The sequence below is a fragment of the Pseudomonas sp. PvP027 genome, from assembly GCF_017833005.1.
GTDB classification, from domain to species: domain Bacteria; phylum Pseudomonadota; class Gammaproteobacteria; order Pseudomonadales; family Pseudomonadaceae; genus Aquipseudomonas; species Aquipseudomonas congelans.
In genome coordinates, this window is record NZ_JAFIBK010000001.1 from 3,502,121 (window position 1) to 3,521,763 (window position 19,643).

The window sequence follows — 19,643 nt, forward strand, 5'->3', positions numbered from 1 at the left end:
GAAACGATCAAGAAAGGTTCTCTTGCCACGGCCAAGGTTTCATAGGGACAACCCGGGCTTCGGTTTGCTTGCCAACGCGCGATCAATTGAGCGCGCGTACTTCGATCTCCACGCGTCGATTCGGCTCAAGGCACTGAATCAACTGCGCTCTGGGTTGCTGCATGTCGCATTTGACCAGAGGCTTCTCGCTGCCTTCACCGACCGCGTCCACCAGCTCGGCGGGCACGCCCTTGCCGACCAGGTAGGTCTTGATGGTCTGCGCACGCTGTTTGGACACCTGCATGTTGCTTTGCGGGTCGCCCAACTGATCGGCGTGACCTGCAATCACGATCTTGCCGATGTTCGGTGTATTCAACAGCTTGCCGGCGATCGCGCTCAACTGATTTTGACCTTCGGTTTTAAGGCTCTGGAAATCGGCACGACCAAAGGCAAACAGCGTGTCCGATTCCAGCGTGATCGTTTCGATAGCCTTCAACGACTGCGTCAACAGGCTGTTGATGTAATTACGCGAACTGGATGTCAGAAATGCGTTGTCGAGAATACGCGGCACGTCCAGCTCGTGAATCTGATCGCTATAGAAGTTGATCTGTCGGCTGGCGTACTCGTAATCCTGATTGGAGCCTGCCTCGGCATTCGCGGTGATGGTCTTGCCGGTCTGACGCGCAATGGCCGGATACCAGTAATCAGGCATCTTCGCTTTCAGGAACGCCGGGTCAGCCTTTTCACGCTGGGCGCGCGACAACATTACGTAGGTGTCCAGCGTGGCCTTGCCGAAGGCAGCGATGGATTGCGCGCGGTTATCCGGCGGCAGCGCCTTGGGCTCGACACTGTCCACACCGGTGACCGGCATCAGGTCCTTGGCATTACGCTGGTAGACCTTGATCGTGGTCAGCAGGTAAAGCGAGCGCGTCAGGTTGTCTGCGGTCGGTTTGAGCATCACCGTTTCCAGACGGTTGAAGTAACGCGTGCGCAGCAACGGCTCGACGTCATAGCCCCGGTAGAGACCCAGACGCAAGCGCAGTGGTACGCCTTCGTCGTGATGACGGTCGTAGTAAAGCGAAGTCCAGAAGCGCATGCGATCCAGCGTTTGCCATTCGGTGTACTGCCCGGTGGCCTTGCCGTCCTCGGCTGCCGCCTGAGCGAGTTCGCTGGAGATGGACTGGATGTTGTCCTTGTTGTTCCAGTACGACCAGCCCCACAGACTGCACAGCAGCAACGCCACAAGGCTTGCGCCACCGATCCAGGCGGCCTGGCGGCGACGTTCGCGGTGGTTGGTGGTGTACAGCGCCACCAGATGCTGATCGGGGATGATCACCTTGCGGAACAGGCTGTTGATGAACAGCGGGTGCGGCTGGACATTGCCATCGACAGCCTCCTGCTCGCTTTCCAGCTGGAATCGCTCAGTGACCTGGCGGGTGTGTCCGCCCATCTCGGGCTGATCGGCGTCCAGTGCGCTGGTGAAGTAGAAACCGCGCAGCATCTCGGCGCTTTGATACGGGTTGGCGCGCAGCAGAGCATCGACAAACAGGAGCAGGCGCGGTTTCAGGGCTTCCAGCTCCAGCGGGAAGCGATACACCGCAGTGTCCTGACGAGTGACCTGGATGTCCTGAAGCACCAGTTGCTGGTTGGCGATCTGTTTCCAGTAATTGATCAGTTCTTCCATCGCCACACCGAAGCGCTGGCCCCAGTCGGCTTGCTCGAAGCCCTTGTGCGGGAAGGTCTTGCCCATCACTTCGCCACGCGCCACATCGTCGAGCTGGCGATAGAACGGCACGAAGCCCGGGACCAGGTCGCACTTGGTGAACACCAGATACACCGGCAGACGCACTTCCAGCAGCGCGTGGGTTTCCTGGATGCGTTCGCGCAGGCGCTTGGCGATGCGCTCCTGATCCTCCACCGAGGATTGCAGGATGTCATGAATGCTGACGGTGACAATCAGGCCGTTGAGCGGTCTGCGCTGGCGATGCTGACGCAGCAATTGCAGAAAGGCGCGCCATTTGCCGGCTTCTTCCTGATCGTTCATGTAGCGACCGGCCGTGTCCAGCAGCACGGCTTCCGAACTGAAGAACCAGTCACAATTGCGCGTGCCACCCAACCCGGCCACGCGTGCGCCTTCGCGCTCTGCGTAGGGGAAGTTGAGGCCCGACTGATAGAGCATGGTGCTTTTGCCCGCTGCGGGCTGACCGACCACCAGGTACCAGGGCAGGGCATAGAGCGCGTCCTTGGAGTTGCTGCCGTTCGGCTTGTTGCTCTGCAGGCGCTCAAGGCTTTGCAGCAGGCGCTCGCGCAGCAGGCTGACTTCTTCACGGTCTGCCGGGCTGGCGTTGAGCACCGCCTGATCGGCGTCGTCACGCAGCAGGCCTTCCAGGTTCTGGTGCTGTGATACGCCTCGGTACAGCAACAGCACATAGGCTGCCGACAACAGCAGAAACAGGCCGATCCCCGTCAGCAGGCTGTTCATCGAGCTGAAGCCCAGGGCACGGCCGATGCTCCAGACGATAAAGATCGCCAGGAAAAAGCAGACCCCTAAAACGTAGGGCTGGTAGCGCAAAAAGTAGTATTTGATCTTGTTCATACGGGCTTCAAATCCAGCACATCGACAAAGCGGTCGATAACGTCATAAAGAGGGCGGTCAATGTCTGGAAACACATGGCCTCGGTGGTGTTCGTCGAACGCGTCGAAGGGTGCCAGTACGTCATAACTCTCCGAATGCTCACTCACGCCCGTCACCACCCGATATACGCCGGAGGTGTTGCGGGATGCGAAGCAGAACAGCCGGGGGCGCATGAAATCATCCGCCAGAATGCTGATCTGCGGCACCGCCCGGTTAGGCTCGATGCGTGTCAGCCAGTTGACCCACAGATCGGCTGTCGGGTTCTTCAAGCCTCGTTCTGCCGGCAGTGGCAGCGAAATACCAACGGGTGCCTTGGACGACGGGCGGCTCAGCGCCTGCAGCCTGGTGAGCACGGCGTTGCTGATGAACTCCGGGTAGGAGCTTTCCAGCGAGGTCGCGATGTCACGCAGGGTGAAGTTCACCAGAAACTTCTCATGCACACGCCTGAACAGCTCGAAGTCCTGCCCTTGCAGCGGTCGCAAGGCCCTGATGCGTTCGAACAGCACCGCCGTACTTTCGCCTTGCGCGGCCATGTGCAGCAGCGGTTTGATCTGCCCGGCGAACAGTTCGCTCAGGGTGAACGGGTTCACAAACAGCCCGGCGTCACTGGACTTCACCGTTTGAAAGATGAAGAACGGATAACGCCGAGCGCTTGAGTCCCGGGAGCTGATCAAACCGCCCACCAGCCAGTTGCCGCTGCGTGCCCGGTAGCTGAAAAAGCACACGGGCAATCGGTCGAATAGCGTGCGCCAGTCTTCGCGGTGCTGCATGTCGGCGAGTGCGCCCTGCAGCCATGCATCGAACTCGCAGACATCGTCGCTGGCACCATGCAGGCTGACGAAATCTGCGCTCGCGGGCACTTTTCCGAAGCAGCCAATCATCGACCGCCCTCCAGATCCAGCATGTGCATCCTCACTTGCTCCGCCCATCGGTTGCGTTAAGCGCGCTCAGCGCCTTGACGTTGGCCAGGTCGGTCAGCTTCACGCCGCCATAGTTGCGTACCACCAGACTGACCGGCCCTTTGGCCGTGTTCCAGCTGAATCGCTGCTGGATGCCGTCGAGGTCAGCCACGCGTGCGCTGTCGTTCATGCGCAGCAGGCCCCAGCGGCCGGTGTAGTCGAACACGGTAATGCGTTCGCCGGACAGGGTGACCACATCCAGGCGTGCGCCTGGCGCTGTGGTAGTGCCAGGCCACGAGAAGCGGCTCCAGCTGGTCTTGCCGTTGCGGTAGTGCTGCTCCTGGCCATCCAGCGTGAAGATGATATCGGTGAAGTAGGCCGACGGCTCAAGCATGATCTCGAAGCCGTTGTCGCGGTCCGAGAGGCTGGCGATGACTTCGCCCAGCGAACTGGCCTTGTCGATGTTGCTGACCATTTTCGGGTTGACCAGCGGTGCCGCCTTGGCCCCGCTGCCCATGCCGAGCCCTTCGCCATCGGACAGATTGCCGATTTCATTGCGTTTGAAGTTGGGCAGCAGGCCCGACTCCGGGTCGACGAAGCGCTGCAGGTCTTTCACCGAGGCCTCGTTGCGGCTGTCTGCAGCAATCGGGTACCGGTGAGCCATGACCTGCTCCCAGGGCTTGGCGACCTGTTTGGCCCAGGCTTTGGCGATCTGTTCGCCAGCCGGATCACGCAGTGTTTCCCAGGCGAACTGAATCGGCAGGCTGAACAGGCTTTGCAGCGAAGTGGAAAGCCCGCCCTGGCTGGTATCGACCGTGGTTTCAACGTAGTTACGCACGTTGGTGACTTCGCTCGGCTGCCCTTCGAGAGTTTCGCTGATCAACTGCTTGCTGCTCTTGCCGACATCCTGCGAGCGCTGGATGTTGTTCATCCGCACTTTGAGCTTGCGCAGCGCTGCCAGGTAGCGATCCATGATGGTGCTGTCGGCGCCTTCGGCGTTCTGTGTGGCGAAAACCCGCGATACAGGCTCGAAACGCTTGGCCAGACTGCCGTCATCCACCGCAGGCAGTGGCGAGACCAGTACGCTGGCCGCCGCTTCCTTGTTGTCGAAGATGCCGGTGACCTTGCCCCAGAAGCCATCATCGCGCTTGACCCCGGTCTGTTGCGCCTCGCGAACTGCAGGGACGTCCCATTGCGTGTTGTCGTTGACTGAGGCCAACAGCAGCTTGACCGGCGAATTGCGCACGTCACTGAGCAATGACAACTGCTGCGTGGCGTTGGCCATGTCGCTGAAGCGACGTACGCCCACGCTATCGATCATGGTGTACCAGACTTTCGTGTAGTCACGCTTGTAACGGGACATGAACTCACGGACGAAGTTGGCTTTCTGCACCACGCTGTCGCCGCCTTCACCATCGAGCACCCAGTCCGATTCGTTACGCAGGTTGCCGGACACCAGCTTGATCAGCTCGGGCTTCACGAACTCTTCCCAGCCCTGACGGGTGAAAATCGCAGGCACGGCTTCCGAACCGTACAGCAGCTGACGACCCGGCATCGGCACCAGATCATTCAGGCCTATAGCCGGGAACTGACGGCTGGACTCCAGTTGCAGACGCAGGTATTCACGGTCCACCAGCGAGCTGGAGATCATGAAAAACTTCAGGCTCTTGCGGGTCTCGTCGATCAACTGCTCATTGCGCGGCATGGCCGGCGCGTCGCCGTTCTTGAGCAACTGTACGTAGACCGGCGAGTTGTCCTCGATAACGTCGTCGCTGATCGGATTGGTCTCGCTGGAAATATCCGCCCAGGCCACCGGCAACGCCGCGTTGACGAACTCGGTTTCCGGGTGCGTGGTCGGCTGAGTCAGAATCAGATAGAGCTTGAGAGCGTTGTATGACTCGATGATGGATGCCACTTGCCGTTCATCGAGTCGTCCAAGCATTTCCTCAGACAGCGACAGGCCACCCGTGGTGGCCGACAACTCGGCCGCGTCGTTTGCGGTGGCCGGGTTACGCAGTGCGGCGATGGCCTCGCTGCGTGTCTGACTGGCCGTGGTTCTCGCGGCGCCGGTCAGGCGATTGGTAACGTCGCCGGTGCTGCGTGGAATGCTGCTCAGGCTGGTCGGACGGCCTGCAGCGACGTTGCTTGCGCCACGATCCAGCAGTTTCCGGCCTTGCGCGCGCGCCTTGCCGGTTTTGCTGTCCGAACCGGCAGCGGCGGCCCCGAAGCCATACTGCGGATCCATGGTTTTGGCGAACTCGTTGAATTCACGCATCTGCAATTGCAGTTTCAGCGTGATCGGCTCCAGCGCCTGGGTACGCAGCTGCTGCAAGTAGGCGGTCTGGGTGGCGAAGTAGATATCGTCGCCACGGTACAGGCCGCCACTGAGTTGCAGCGGTACGCCCTTGGTGCGGTATTTCTCGATGGTTGCCAACTGATTACGCAGCAGCTCAAGGCCCTGGCCCGAGGCGAGGCGTTGTGCCCGGTCCGGGGATTGCTCCAGTTCGCGCAACTGCTGGCTGATGTTGGCCAGCCACTCGCGGTTTTTCTGGAACGACAGGGCCTGCCAGCCGATGAAGGCCAGCCCGGCGAACAGCGCCGCAGCGATGACAATCGGGCCAATCGAGCGGTCGCGGCCATGCCGTGACTGGTACAGGGTCAGGTCACGGTCAGGGAAAATGACGCGGCGGAAGGTATCGGTGATGAAGTAACTGCGATCACTGATTTTCCGGTGTTCTTCTTCCTCTTCCTCCACTGCACCGTATGGCTTCGCCGGCCGCAGGACGAACGACTCTGACAGCTCGTCTTCATACACCGGTGTCAGTTGCTTGTCGGTTTGCAGGGCACTGGTGAAGTACAGGCCGCGCAGCAGCAACTGAGTACCGTTGACGTTACTGCGCGCGAAATGCTGCAGGAACTGCTCGAGTATCGCCGACAGCTCGGCAAAGTAGTTGGGGAAGTTCAGCAGAGCGCTGTTGGCGTCTGCACCCAGCGCGATGATCTGTGCATCGACGTGGCGACTGACGTGCGCCTGCAGGTTTGCCAGCTTGCGATCGAGCACTGTACGCAGGCTTTCGGTGTTGATCTCGTTCAGACCGAACGTCATGCCCAGCGGCTGCTGGCGCTCGTTCAGGTCCATGCCGTCGAAGGCCTGGTTGAAGCCGGGCAGTTGGTCGGTCTTGGTCAGCATCAGGTAGATCGGTGGATTGGCGTCCAGGCAATCGGTGTATTCCTCGATGCGCGTGACCAGGCGTGCGCCCATTTCGTTGCGTTCGGCAGAAGAAGCGGCCAACAGCTCCGGCAGGCTGACCACCAGCACCAGACCATTGACGGCGGCCTTGCTGCGCTGCTTTTTGAGCATGCGCAGGAACGCCGCAAATTCGCTGGCGGACTGATCATCGCGAAGGTAGCGGCCAGCGGTGTCGATCATCACGGCTTCAGGGCTGAAGTACCAGTCGCAGTGCTGGGTGCCGCTTTCCGTGTCATTGGCGCTGCTGGCAATGCTGGCGGACAGGCCGGAGCGGGTCAGCAACGAGGTCTTGCCCGCTGCGGACATGCCAATGACCAGATACCAGGGCAGGTCGTAGAGCGCCGAGGAGCCGCCACCGCCTGCCGAGCGATCGGTGCGCAGCATGGCGATGGCGTGCTTGAGGCGGTCGCGCAGCACTTGCTGATCACGGAACTCACCGGTGGATTTCAGCGAGCGGTCAACTTCGATCTGAACCAGGTTCTCGAGGTTGTGTTCGGTGCGAATCCGGCGGTATTGGCGCAGTACGATCAGCAGCAGGTAGAAGGCGCTGATGATTGCCATCGCTTCGAGCGTGTAGCCTTGCAGCCAGCTGATCCTCGGGGCGAAAAACCAGCAGACAGCCAGGCTGATCAGCCACAGTATCGGGACCAGGAACCAGAAACTTTTTAACAGGCGCAGTAATGTCTTCATGTCTTCCTGACTCGGTTACCTGATCGGGACTCAAGCATTGAACAGTTGGCTGATTTGTTCGGCCAACGCGGCCACGTCTTTGCCCAGCAACCAGTCAAGGGTCAGATAGACACCCAGGCATACCAGGGCGATAAGCACCAGATAAAGCCATACCGGAACTTCATGGCGAAGCATCTGCGACACCTGGTCGGGCAATGCCCAGTCAGGCGACAGCGCCTTTGGCGTCTTGCGATAGCGTGCGATGTCCTGGCCCAGCGTGTTGGCCAGGTAGCGCAACTGGTCTTTCTGACCCAGTCCGAATTTGCCTTCGAAACCCAGTGCCAGGCACAGGTGATACACCTCAAGCACATCCAGGTTCTTTTTCACGTCGGCGCGCAGCAGTTCGATTTTCTCGAAGAAGCCTTCGCCCGCCAGGTGAACCCCGAAATAACGGAACTGCAAGGGCTCCATTTCGAAGTGGCGACGCATGTCGTTGTCGCCCGAGCGCAGCACGCTCTCATCGAGAAATGCGCACAGTGCGTACTGCGCATCCTTGACCTGTTCGACGCTGTAGTTGGCGCTGCGCGCCTGACGCTCCAGGTTGGCGAAAAAGGTATCGACGCTGGATTCGAAGGCGGTGACCGAGATCGCCTGGCGGCCGCGACGGACAATCAGCGCCATGGTGATGAAGTCACGTACCAGGTCTTTGAGCGTAGGTTTTTCGGTTGCGGCCGTAGCGGCACCTTGCATCACGGCTTCAGTCATTTAAGCACCGCCAACAGTTCGAGCTTGAGGTTGGTAAACGCGCTGGGCGCGTAGAAGGAAATGGCCTGGGCTTCCATCATGCGTTCGTACACCCGGCCATGCGGCTCGATGGAGAAGTAATGGTTGTCCAGACGCACGGGAATGGCATTTGGCAGGCGCGTCGAGTGGTTCAGCGTGACGCCCGGCATGGCGCTGTTGACGACCACTTCGATGTCCTCCGGCGAACCGACCTTGAACGCACGCGGCACCAGTTCCAGCAGGCTGGAGCCGGGCATGTCGGCATGCACCGAGATGTAAAAGTCGGCTTCGGTAAGGCGCGGGTCCAGCAACTGGCCCTGCCAGTACGAAGGCCGGACCTGACTCAGGTTGATGACGATGCACTGGTTCGGAATCACGTTTTCAAGCAGCAGACGAACCAGTTCGTCGAGCTTGACCAGCGAGGCCGCCGGGTCCTGATGATCGTAGTCGGGAATGTCGGTGAGCTGAGTGTCCAGCGAGAAGGTCAGCAAACCACCCGCCAGTTCCGCCAGAAACAGATACAGACGCTCCGGGTGCAGGCGTGGATGCGCCAGCAGGTGAGCCAGTTGCGGGTAGGCGCGGTTGACGGTATTCAGCAGCCAGAACAAGGTGACGTCGCTGGAGCCGAACTCGGCGATCTGGTCAGCACGCTCGCGGCGGCGGCCTGAAAGCGCCTTGCTCTTGGCTTGCAGTACGCTGATCAAACGTCTGCCGAGACCGACCAGCGTCTCGTGGGTGCCCACGTGCAGCGTCGGGTGCACAAAATGCGCATCCAGGTTAAAGCCGCCGATGCTATTGCGTGCCAGTCGGGCAATCGGGCAGTAGCTGTAGCCATCCAGACTGTCGCCATCGACCAGCATCACCACGTTCAGACGCAGGCTGGTGATTTCGTTTTCCAGATCGCCTTCGTTGAGGTCCGGCAGGGTGTCGAACTGTTTGCGAAAGCGTCGCGCGCTCTTCTGTTCCTGGCCGTCCTCAACGTAGTTCAGGCCAAAGGGCTCAGGCAATTTGAGCGCTGCGTAGACCTTGATTTCTCCGCCTTTGGTCAGGTTTTTCAGGTCACGGGCGGCGGGCAGCGGGTCGTGCTGCGGCGCGTCGTAAAGGCTGCCGTCCGGGAACACCAGCTTCAGACGCTTCAGTTGCAGGGAGCCTGTCGCCAGCGCCTCGACGTCGACTTCCAGCGTTTGCACACCCCAGTGAAAGGGCGTGGAGCGCAGCGTCGACTCAGCAAGCTGATGTTGATGAAACTCATCCTGATATTGGAAATGTTGCGGCAAAAGGAACATGCCTTCCGACCACATCACGCGGCTTTGTTTACTCATTTGGCGCCTTCCAACAGAGAATTGAATTGTGAGTCGGCTGCCTTTTTGGCAGCACTGCCGGCCGAGTCCTGAACCTGCTGGACAGCTGCGTCCTGGGCGCGCTCGGTCATACTTTTACTGGCGGGTTGTTCGGGAATCGAATTGGATTTGTTGAACTGCTCTTCAGTCTTGAGTTTGTTCAGCACGTCCACACCACGCACCGCGAGGATGTAGTTGTTATCCACCAGCACACGCACGCCGTCGGACGAGAACCAGATGCCATCCTTGCGCAGCGTGTTGGCGTCGAACGCGACCTTCCAGCGGCTGTCGACGTCGGTGCGGAAGAACGCCGCGATGCCCACGTACGAGGCATTCGGGTTCAGCGGCCATTGATCGGTCTGGCCCATGCCAGGCAACAGAATCAGCTCCCGGCTTTCGACCAGTGTGTTGCCCAGAGCCTTTTGCGGATCATCCCAGAGGGTGTCGGCGTTGATCGACTCGAAGCGCTCCAGAGAGGACAGCTGATAAACGCGCACCACCACCGAGAGCGGTTTACCGTACTCGTCGGGGTTGAGCTGGTTACCGCCGTCAGTGGTCAGGATGACCTTTTCGTTGTCACCGAACATCATGTCGCCAGCCCAGGTGTCATCCATGCGCTTGGCGACACGGTCTGTCACGCCGCAGGCGGACAGAGCCATCATCATTGCCAGAACAGCCAGGCACCTTGCCAAGGCTGGCTTCGAGGAACAATTGCCTTGAAGTCTTTTATTCATCACGTCTTACCTATGGGGTGATCGATCAGCTCAGGGTGTAAGCGAAGTCGCCATCGCTGCCCAGGTCGATGGCCAGGCTCTGAATCGGCTTGTCCTGCGCCATCCGCTCCAGCACCCGCTGAGCGAGCTCCGGCATGAGGGTCTTGGACAGGATGTTGTCGATATTGCGTGCGCCGCTGTCGACTTCCGTGCAGCGCGACGCGATAGCCTTGATCAGCGCTTCGTCGTAACGCAGCACCGCCTGATGATTGCGCTCGAAACGCTTGCGGATGCGCTCCAGTTTCAGGCCGACGATGCGTTCCAGAATCGCGTCCTGCACCGGGTAATACGGCACGATGGTCAGGCGACCCAGGAAGGCCGGTTTGAACACCTGATTCAGCTCGTCGCGCAGGCCTTCCACGATGTCGTCGGGAGTCGGCTTCTGCTCGGTGTTCAGGCACCACTGCATGATGCGATCAGTGCCGGTGTTGGACGTGAGGATGATCACGGTATTGCGGAAGTTGATCTCGCGACCTTCGCCATCGTCCAGCACGCCTTTGTCGAAGACCTGGAAAAACAGCTCGAGCACATCCGGGTGGGCTTTCTCCACCTCGTCGAGCAGCACCACGCTGTAAGGCTTGCGGCGCACGGCTTCGGTGAGCACGCCACCTTCGCCATAACCGACGTAACCAGGCGGTGAGCCTTTCAGGCTGGAGACGGTGTGGGCTTCCTGATATTCGGACATGTTGATAGTGATGACGTTACGTTCGCCGCCATACAGCGTGTCAGCCAGGGCCAGTGCCGTTTCGGTCTTACCGACACCGCTCGGGCCCAACAGCAGGAACACACCGATCGGCTTGTTCGGGTCTTCCATGCGGGCACGGGAAATCTTGATGCGCTTGCCGATCTCTTCGAGTGCGTGGTCCTGACCCAGCACGCGTTCGCCCAGCAGCGCGGGCAGGCTTTGCACGGTGTCGATTTCGTCGCGCAGCATCTTGCCCAGCGGAATGCCGGTCCAGCCGGAAATCACCTCGCCAATCGTGCCGCCATCGACCAGTGCGTGGACCAGCGGTTGTTCGCCCTGCACGCTGGCCAGTTCTGCGCGTACCGCAGCAATCTGCCCGGCATCAGGCTCGCCGCTTTCCGGAACGCTGAGTGCTCCTAGCTTCTCGACCAGCTCCAGCTCGCGTTTCCACTGCTGTTCCAGCGACTCGCGGGTCTCCTGTTCGGCTTTCAGCTCTTCATGCAGGGCTGTCAGGCGGCGTGCGTGATCGCTGCCCTTGGCGGTTTCCTGCTCCAGTACGGTGATTTCTGCGTTCAGGTTGTCGATGTGACGCTTGCAGTCTTCCAGCGCTCCCGGCTGTGCTGATTGGCCCAGAGCAACGCGTGCGCAAGCGGTGTCGAGCACGCTGACTGCCTTGTCGGGCAGCTGGCGACCAGTGATGTAACGATTGGACAGGCGCACGGCCTGCACCAGCGCTTCGTCCATCACAGTGACCTTGTGGTGTTCCTGCATCTTCGCCAGCAACCCGCGAAGCATGTGGATGGCCTTGTCTTCGTCAGGCTCTTCGACTTTCACGACCTGGAAGCGTCGAGCCAGCGCGGCATCCTTCTCGAAATACTTTTTGTACTCGGCCCAGGTGGTGGCGGCGATGGTGCGCAGCTCGCCGCGCGCCAGGGCAGGCTTGAGCAGATTGGCAGCATCGTTCTGCCCGGCTTGCCCGCCCGAACCGATCAGCGTGTGGGCTTCATCGATAAACAGAATGATCGGGTGCAGGCTGCGTTTGGTTTCTTCGATGACCGACTTGAGACGGTTTTCGAACTCGCCCTTGACCCCGGCACCGGCCTGCAACAGGCCCAGATCCAGCGTGTGAATGGCGACGCCCTTGAGCACCGACGGCACGTCGCCCTGCACGATGCGCAGCGCCAGGCCTTCCACCACGGCTGTTTTACCGACGCCGGCTTCACCGGTCAGGATCGGGTTGTTCTGGCGGCGGCGGGTCAGGATGTCGACCATCTGCCGCACTTCGAATTCGCGTCCCAGCACCGGGTCGATCCGGCCATCGCGAGCGCTCTGGGTCAGGTTGACGGTGTACTGGTCCAGTGCTGGCGTCTTGCCGTTGCCTTTGGTGGTGGCGCCCGTGCTGGCGTCGGCGTTGGCCAGTGGCTTGCTCAGCCTGGTCTCGGGGCTGCCCTCGACCAGCGCGCTCATGTTCAGGCGCAGGTCGTCAGCGTTGATCTTCTCCAGCTCCGGCGCCGAGCCGATGACCACGCGACGCAGTGCATCGTCATCCAGCAATGCCTGCACAAGATGGCCGGTACGGATCTGAGACTGACCGAACTCGATCGATGCCAGCACCCAGGCCTGCTCGATCATGCGGGTGATGTGCGGCGAGAGCGCAGGCGTCCGCGTGTTGCCTTTCTTGAACGTCCCCAGCGCGGTGACCAACTGTGCCTGCAGGCGATCAGGCACCACATCGTAGTGGCGCAGAATCACCGGCAGATCGTTGTCGTTGTTATCGAGCAATTGCAGCAGCAAGTGCTCGACTTCAACGTCGTAATGGTTCTCCGACAGGCACAGCGCAGCAGCGCTTTCAGTGGCAGTGCGGCTCGTTTCGTTCAGCTTGGCGAACAGGGACTTCAGGTTCACAGGGAGACCCCATCAAAAGGAATATGGAAAACGGCGCAACGGGAAGGCTCCACGTCGACACCGGGGCGTTTGAGCCAGCCAAGCCAGCCCAGCGATACATTGCCTTGGCGGCCCAGGCGGGCCACGGGTACAGCTTCGCGCTTGAGCCTGGGTGCAATCTGGAAGTCCAGCTCGGCACCCACATAAAAACGCACCAGTTCAACCAGCTTGCGGTAGTCCACTGTGCCTGGCTGAAAACGCTGGTAGTCGGCCAGATCCAGAGGCCCCATTTCGATACGCACACACGACTGGTAATCCCAGACGCGATTGCCGGCCACGGCGCTTTGCCCCAGCACTGCATTCTTGCGGCCCAGCTGCGTGCACTGGCTGCTGTCGAGCTTCAGCCAGCGTCCGGCGAACTGCTGGATCTTGAACGGCAGCGAGAAGTAAAAACTCAGCATGACCTCAAGGTTCAGGGCGTTGCGCGGCTTCTGGGCGAACATGCCCGAGAAGTAGCTGAACAGTTCGCGACGCAGGGGAGACTCGCCCTTGTCGAACTTCTGCTTCAGGCCTTCGGGACCGAACCCCACCAGGTTGAGCAAATAACGGTCGAAGTTCGAGGTGCCGTTGCGCTCGTACTCGATGTAAAACTTGTACTTCTGCCACGCCTCGTAAAACAGCGTGGTCATGCGATGCGAAAAGATATCCAGAAACGCATGTGCGGCGTCGTCTCGATACTGGATATGCCGGTCGATCAGCAGCTCGGTGTACGGGCGCGGCAGCACGCCCGAAGGACCGACCAGGCCCATGAACGTGACCTGCACTTCGGACAGCGGCAAACCTGCCGCCGAGAGCTTGCCTTCGCGTTCGAACTGCAGGTCGCTGACTTCACTGGCCGGGAAGTTCAGCGACAGCTGCGAACGAAAGCGCAGAGGGTCTTCGTGCGGCCTGGTTTCCAGGTCCATACGCCCGTTCCTGCTGTAGTGCAGGCGAAGCAAACGCACCAACTGGAAAAATTCGAATCGGTGCGGCTCAGCCCTTGCCTGGTCGATCAGACCAGGGGTTGATCGCCTGTTCGCGGGGGCCATTGGACCACTCTCTTTTCGCGCTGCAAGGTGCGAAGGGTTAATTGGGTAAAGCTGTTCATCGAGCAGTACTGACCAAAGAAGTGGTCAAGCACCATGCCGAACAGGAACACGCCGCTGCCGGTGTACTGGCTTTCATCGAACTTCAGCGTAATGCCGACGCCGCGCACGAAGTTCGGGCGCGGATGGCCGATGCGCGCCACGACCGGCTCGCTGCTCACCGAAACGATCCCGTTGATCTGTTTGCGAATCGCCGACACGTTGCGGTAGTTGTATAGCGACAGCAGTTCCAGCAGCACCTCGCGTCCCTTGGAAACCAGCGACATGTGGTTGAGTGACAGGTGCGAAATAAGCCGCCAGATCACTCCGTTGCCCAGCGGCACACGCACCGTCGCCGTCGGCTTGCGCAGGCAGCGGATGTCCTTGATCACTGAATTCGAAGGAATATTGAAATCGCCGCGCTCGCCGCCGAAAGGCAGCATCAATGGCAGGTCGCGATTGCTGCATGTCAGACGGATACTTAGCGTGTCGTTGTTGGAATCGATCAGCTCCAGATCCCGATCCACGACCCGGATGAACATGTTCGAGCCATCGCTTTGCCGACTCTGCGTAGGCCGGCGCCGGGCGATCCAGAAACTCTGCCCCGGGCCTTGATCGCCGCGTGGTTCGAAGAACGGATGGCAGGTGCCGACCTGGTCATTGCCATTGATCTTCTTCACCCGGCGCACGCGATCGATCGAGACCACTTCGGCGGAGCTTTGCAGGCGCACATCCGGCGTGACAGCGTATTCATGCTGGACGTGGGTCAGCTTGATCGGCTCGGCCTGCTGGCGGAACAGGTTGATGATCGGCGTGCAGTTGAGCTTGAAATTGTTGCGGCTGATGTTCTGCGTCAGGCGTGCCAGACGATCCGTCAGGTCGTAGTCGGAAAAGTAGAAATTGATCTCCACTTTGCCGATCTCTTTACCCGCCAGAATGCGCGCAAAGCCCGACAGGTCGAAGAACATGAACTTGTCCGGGAAGGTGAAGTACTCGTGCAGCAACCGATAACCCAGAAACGAACGCTCCGAGTAATCCACCAGCCCTTCATCCAGACCGTAACCGACAGACTTCAAGGCACCGGCTGGCAGCACCACTTCGCGAATGCGGCCTTCGTCTTCGAAGGACAGCGTGGCCTTGGCCAGGTTATTGAACAGCAGCTCATACAGCTGATGCATGAGCGTGCTTTCGCCATCGAGGAAGAAGCGCAGGCTGTCCATTTCCATCTTGCCGAACAACACGTCGGAGGTGGCCGTCAGACCAATGCGCAGACGCGCAATCAGGTCTGCGCTGTGGCCGTTGAACGCCGAACGCTCCATTTCGATGAATGACGCGCTCTGCACGGCAATCGGCCATAACTCGACCGGGTAGCACGTCCGGAACTTGCATACGATGCCATCCACCGGATTGGCGTGCAGCTCGGTGTGTCGAGCCACGCGATAGGACTCGGTGACCTTTTCCTGCTTGCCCATGTTGAACTCGACGATGGACATCGACGGGGTAGGGCGCAGGTAATGCGGGTATAGCACCTCGAGGAACGACTCGACGATTTCCGGAAACTCGTCATCGAGTTTCTTGTGCACGCGCGCCGACAGGAACGAGAACGCCTCGATCAGGCGCTCGGTATGCGGGTCCTCGCAGTTGTCGCCCTCAATCAGCAGTCGCGAAGCGATCTTCGGATATTGAGCGGCAAATTCCTGGCCCAGAAAGCGCAGGTGCGAGAGTTCCTTCTCGTAATAGGGCAGCAGATCGTCGAGCATCAGTTGAGGTTCTGCACTTTGTATTCCTGAGTGTTGACCTGCAGCACGGCGTCAAAGGAAACCTGACGCGAAATGTCCTGCAGACGCAGTACTGCGTCCACACGAAAAGTCAGCATGCGTTGGCCGGTCTGTTGTGCAAGCAACTGGACTTTCACGCTGCGAAAGCGTCGGTCGCCCACCGAGATGGCCTTTTCCAGCTGGCGCTGGATCAAAAGACGATCCTGTGGGTCGAGCACGCTTCTACTGGTGAAGTCGGGCATACCGTAGTCGAGGATGGTGCCGCTCAGATTGGCGAAACCTTCCAGCTCGCCAGCGACCAGAGACTGGCGAGTGTTCACCAGAATCTCCAGGTCACGAACGATGCTGGCCTTGTAATCGGCCAGCGAGCTCAACCGCTGCGATGACGATTCCACGGACTGATGTGGACGATCGTCGAGCAATCGATCCAGCAATGAAGGCAACAGCTTGTGTTGACTACTCATGTTGCCTCCCTGGCTAAGTGATTGACGTTAGCCGCGTGTCGATTGCGGCAATTCGGCGACCAGACGCAGCGATGCCGTCAGTTCATCCAGTTGGTAATGCGGACGCAGGTAAGTCACGGCCTTGTAGACGCCAGGCTTGCCAGGGACTTCAAACACTTCGGCACGCGCTTCGCGCAGCGGGAACTTGGCCTTGGCTTCCTGGCTGGCGGTGTCATCCAGCAACACGTAGCTGGACAGCCACTTGTTGAGGAACAGCTCGACATCCTTGCGCGATGCAAAACTGCCGATTTTGTCGCGCATGATCGCTTTCATGTAGTGAGCGATACGCGAGGTCGCGAAGATGTATTGCAGCTGCGCCGACAGGCGTGCGTTGGCGTTGGCAATGTCGGTGTTGTACTGCTTCTGCTTCTGGGTCGACTGGGTGCCGAAGAACGCGGCGTAGTCAGTGCCTTTGCAGTGCACCAGAGGAATGAAGCCGAGGTCCGAGAGCTCTTTTTCGCGACGGTCGGTGATGGCGATTTCAGTCGGGCATTTGAGCGCGATTTCACCGTCATCGGTCTTGAAGGTGTGGGTTGGCAGGCCTTCGACCAGACCACCGCCTTCCACACCACGGATCGCCACGCACCAGCCGTAGCGGGAGAACGCATCGGTCACGCGAGTGCCCAGCGCGTAGGCAGCGTTCATCCACAGGTATTTGTTGTGGTCGCGGCCATCGACGCTTTCGACGAAGTTGAATTCTTCGACGGGCGTGGTATCCGGGCCGTACGGCAGGCGACCCAGCACGTGCGGCAGGGTCAGGCCGACATAGCGGGAGTCTTCAGAGGCGCGGAACGACTTCCACTTGGCGTATTCGACTGTGTCGAAGATCTTCGCCAGATCGCGAGGGCCGGCCATGTCGGTGAACGAGTCCCAGCCGAACAACTCGGCCGAGGCTGCCGAGATGAACGGCGCGTGGGCAGCGGCTGCCACGTGGGAGATCTCTTCCAGCAGGTACATGTCTTCCGGGCTGCGGTTGAACTCGTAGTCACCCAGCAACATGCCGAACGGCGCGCCACCGAAGGTGCCGTACTCTTCTTCGTAGATCTTCTTGAACAGTGCGCTCTGGTCGAATTCGGACGACGCCTTGAGGTCACGCACGAGGTCTTTTTTCGACGCGTTGAGCAGGTGAATCTTCAGCGTGGTGCTGGTCTCGGTCTGGTCAACCTGATATTTCAGGCCGCGCCAGGACGCTTCCAGTTGCTGGAATTCACGGGCGTGCATGATTTCATTCATTTGCTCGGAGAGCATCGAATCGATCTCGGCGATGCGCGCGTCGAGCACGGCAATCAGGTCCTTGCTCGGCGTCATTTCGCCTTCAAGTACCTGAGCCACCAGTTCGCCGATCAGATCGCGGGTACGGGTGCGCTCGGTTTCGGAGCGCGCAACGCGGCTTTCGGAAATGATGCTGTCGAGCAGGGAGGATTGCGGGGCGAAGTTTTCCACTTCAACCAGGGTGCTGTCCTGCTGAGTCACGGGTTGCTTATCGGTCATCGTCAGGCTCCTCCTTACTCTTTGCTGTCGGTAGCGGGAACGGCGGCTTCACGGCCGAATTCCTTGCCCAGGGTTTTCAGCTTTTCAGTGTTCTGCAACACATCCATCAGCAGTTCTTCAAGCTTGTCGTTGCCACCCATCTTGTTACGCAGGTCAGCCAGCTTGTTGCGCACTTCCAGCAGCTTGCGCAGCGGCTCGACCTGACGCACGACGTTCTGCGGCTCGAAGTCTTCCAGCGCATTGAAGTTCAGCTCGACACCGAGTTGGGTACCGTCTTTTGCCAGGGTGTTGTCGACGCGATACGCCAGGCGCGGCTTGATGCCTTTCAGGACGCCGTTGAAATTGTCGCGGTCGATGAAGATGAACTTGCGATCCTTGAGCTTGGGCAGCGGCTCCAGCGGATTGCCGGAGAAATCGCCCAGAACGCCTACAACGAATGGCAGCTCTTTCTTTTCCTGAGCATCGCCGATGTCCACGTCGTAAGTGATATGGACCCGAGGCGCGCGAACGCGGTCAAGTTTGTGCTGGGTACTTTCCTTCTTCGCCATCGTCATCTCCTGTGCGAGCAACTCGCTGCAAGTCGTTTGCGTACCGGGCCTGCGGCAGGCCGGGCGCGATTAGAGTCCTTCAATCGTCAGCAGCAGACGCTGACGGATTTCATCGTTCATTTCCAGAATGTTTTCGTGTCCGACCAATTCTTCGAAGCTGGTATTGCCTGCGATCTGCGTACTGTTGCGAATGACCGACTCATCCGGCAGCTCGGAGCGTACCGGCGAGCTGATCACGCAGAACGGCAGGTCGCCAAAGTCTTTCAACCGCTCGAAACTGACCGGGAAGCGCAGCCCTTCGAACAGGCGGCTCATGCCCGGCGACTTGCTCAGGCAGTAGAACAGCACCAGATAATGCACTACATAACGATACAGCTCGGCGCTGCTGCGATTCGGGTCTTTGATGACCTTGCGAAACTGCGCCAGATCGAACGAGTTGAAGCCCACCACCCAACGCACCGGACTGGTGATGCGAATGGTCTGCCCGCTTTGTGACAACACCATGTCGTATTCGAGCGGGAACAGCTCGGGTGTGGTGCTGATCAGGTTCAGCGGCACTTCCAGTTCATTGACCAGCTTGAACGGCTCTGCCGAAGCAATGCGGTCATAGAGCTCCTTGAGCTCCTTGAAATGGTGCTGCGTCTCGCGGCCGCTGCTGCGCTGCGCGCCCTGCAGGTATTCACCGAAGAATGTCTGCGGGCGTATCAGCAGCGCGAGGGTCGACAGATAGTCGGACGCCTGCACCTTGAGCGCGTCGGAGATAGCGCGCGTCTGCTTGCGCAGCTTGATCAATGCTTCTATATCGAACGTCTGAGTCATCGGTACATCGTCCTTGAACCCTTCACGACCGTTTCCCGGATCAGACCGGGGACGGGGAAAAGTTGCGAATTTCTCGACTGCACACCTGCTCATGAAGTGGTCCTGCCATGGGTGTCACTGAGAGACACACCGCCACAATAATGAGGGAGGATTTCGTGCTGGCATATAGATGTCGTCTAGCCAGCAGTGTGGTCTATGGCACTATTTTTAGTAGGAAAGTTCCTACGGACGGTAGATATTTTCTCGGTTTCGTTACAGTAAGCAATGATGACTATGAGCCATCAGTGTTTTGGATTACACCCTTAATGTAGCTGTAAGTATTGATTTCAAAGGGCTTTAGGGGTGTATTTGGATCCGATTATAGGGGTAAATTAAGCTTAGAAAGGTGAACTTATTTGCAGATTTTCCAAGCTGTGAAGAGGGTAAACGTACGGACTCGCCTTATAAATGGTTTTTTCTGTATGGGGAATGATGGCACTGCAA

13 protein-coding genes are annotated in these 19,643 nt (G+C 59.4%); all 13 read right to left on the reverse strand.

Features of this window, described 5'->3' with window-relative positions:
* Positions 1–82 precede the first annotated feature (82 nt).
* Entirely contained in the window at positions 83–2,575 is a 2,493-nt protein-coding gene (gene tssM / locus JOE33_RS14920) for a type VI secretion system membrane subunit TssM (RefSeq protein ID WP_209924098.1), read from the reverse strand.
* The gene (tagF, locus tag JOE33_RS14925) at positions 2,572–3,495 is read right to left on the reverse strand and encodes a type VI secretion system-associated protein TagF (RefSeq protein WP_003318808.1); all 924 of its coding nucleotides are present in this window, start codon (positions 3,493–3,495) and stop codon (positions 2,572–2,574) included. The genes tssM and tagF overlap by 4 nt, the downstream gene beginning before the upstream one ends.
* Before the next feature lie 31 nt (positions 3,496–3,526).
* On the reverse strand, positions 3,527–7,453 hold the full coding sequence (locus tag JOE33_RS14930; RefSeq protein ID WP_187625554.1) for a type VI secretion protein IcmF/TssM N-terminal domain-containing protein: 3,927 nt from the start codon (positions 7,451–7,453) through the stop codon (positions 3,527–3,529).
* 30 nt (positions 7,454–7,483) lie between these two features.
* Positions 7,484–8,197 carry a type IVB secretion system protein IcmH/DotU gene (gene icmH, locus JOE33_RS14935; RefSeq protein WP_003318805.1) on the reverse strand — a complete coding sequence of 238 codons (714 nt, stop codon included), beginning with the start codon at positions 8,195–8,197 and terminating at the stop codon, positions 7,484–7,486.
* The gene (gene tssK, locus JOE33_RS14940) at positions 8,194–9,537 is read right to left on the reverse strand and encodes a type VI secretion system baseplate subunit TssK (protein WP_003394238.1); all 1,344 of its coding nucleotides are present in this window, start codon (positions 9,535–9,537) and stop codon (positions 8,194–8,196) included. The genes icmH and tssK overlap by 4 nt, the downstream gene beginning before the upstream one ends.
* Positions 9,534–10,289: a type VI secretion system lipoprotein TssJ gene (gene tssJ, locus JOE33_RS14945; protein WP_004415260.1), complete on the reverse strand. Its 756-nt coding sequence runs from the start codon at positions 10,287–10,289 to the stop codon at positions 9,534–9,536. Before tssJ ends, tssK begins: the two co-directional genes overlap by 4 nt.
* A 25-nt stretch (positions 10,290–10,314) precedes the next feature.
* The gene (gene tssH, locus JOE33_RS14950; RefSeq protein WP_187625553.1) at positions 10,315–12,918 is read right to left on the reverse strand and encodes a type VI secretion system ATPase TssH; all 2,604 of its coding nucleotides are present in this window, start codon (positions 12,916–12,918) and stop codon (positions 10,315–10,317) included.
* Positions 12,915–13,985 (reverse strand): type VI secretion system baseplate subunit TssG, encoded by a 1,071-nt coding sequence (gene tssG, locus JOE33_RS14955; RefSeq protein WP_054993189.1) that lies wholly within the window; start codon positions 13,983–13,985, stop codon positions 12,915–12,917. The genes tssH and tssG overlap by 4 nt, the downstream gene beginning before the upstream one ends.
* Positions 13,949–15,781: a type VI secretion system baseplate subunit TssF gene (tssF, locus tag JOE33_RS14960; protein WP_054993188.1), complete on the reverse strand. Its 1,833-nt coding sequence runs from the start codon at positions 15,779–15,781 to the stop codon at positions 13,949–13,951. The genes tssG and tssF overlap by 37 nt, the downstream gene beginning before the upstream one ends.
* On the reverse strand, positions 15,781–16,263 hold the full coding sequence (tssE, locus tag JOE33_RS14965; RefSeq protein WP_003318239.1) for a type VI secretion system baseplate subunit TssE: 483 nt from the start codon (positions 16,261–16,263) through the stop codon (positions 15,781–15,783). The genes tssF and tssE overlap by 1 nt, the downstream gene beginning before the upstream one ends.
* 27 nt (positions 16,264–16,290) lie before the next feature.
* Positions 16,291–17,793 carry a type VI secretion system contractile sheath large subunit gene (tssC, locus tag JOE33_RS14970; RefSeq protein WP_054993187.1) on the reverse strand — a complete coding sequence of 501 codons (1,503 nt, stop codon included), beginning with the start codon at positions 17,791–17,793 and terminating at the stop codon, positions 16,291–16,293.
* A gap of 14 nt (positions 17,794–17,807) precedes the next feature.
* On the reverse strand, positions 17,808–18,341 hold the full coding sequence (tssB, locus tag JOE33_RS14975; protein ID WP_003318241.1) for a type VI secretion system contractile sheath small subunit: 534 nt from the start codon (positions 18,339–18,341) through the stop codon (positions 17,808–17,810).
* A 69-nt stretch (positions 18,342–18,410) separates the two neighbouring features.
* Entirely contained in the window at positions 18,411–19,160 is a 750-nt protein-coding gene (locus JOE33_RS14980) for a hypothetical protein (protein WP_002551426.1), read from the reverse strand.
* Between the last annotated feature and the right edge of the window lie 483 nt (positions 19,161–19,643).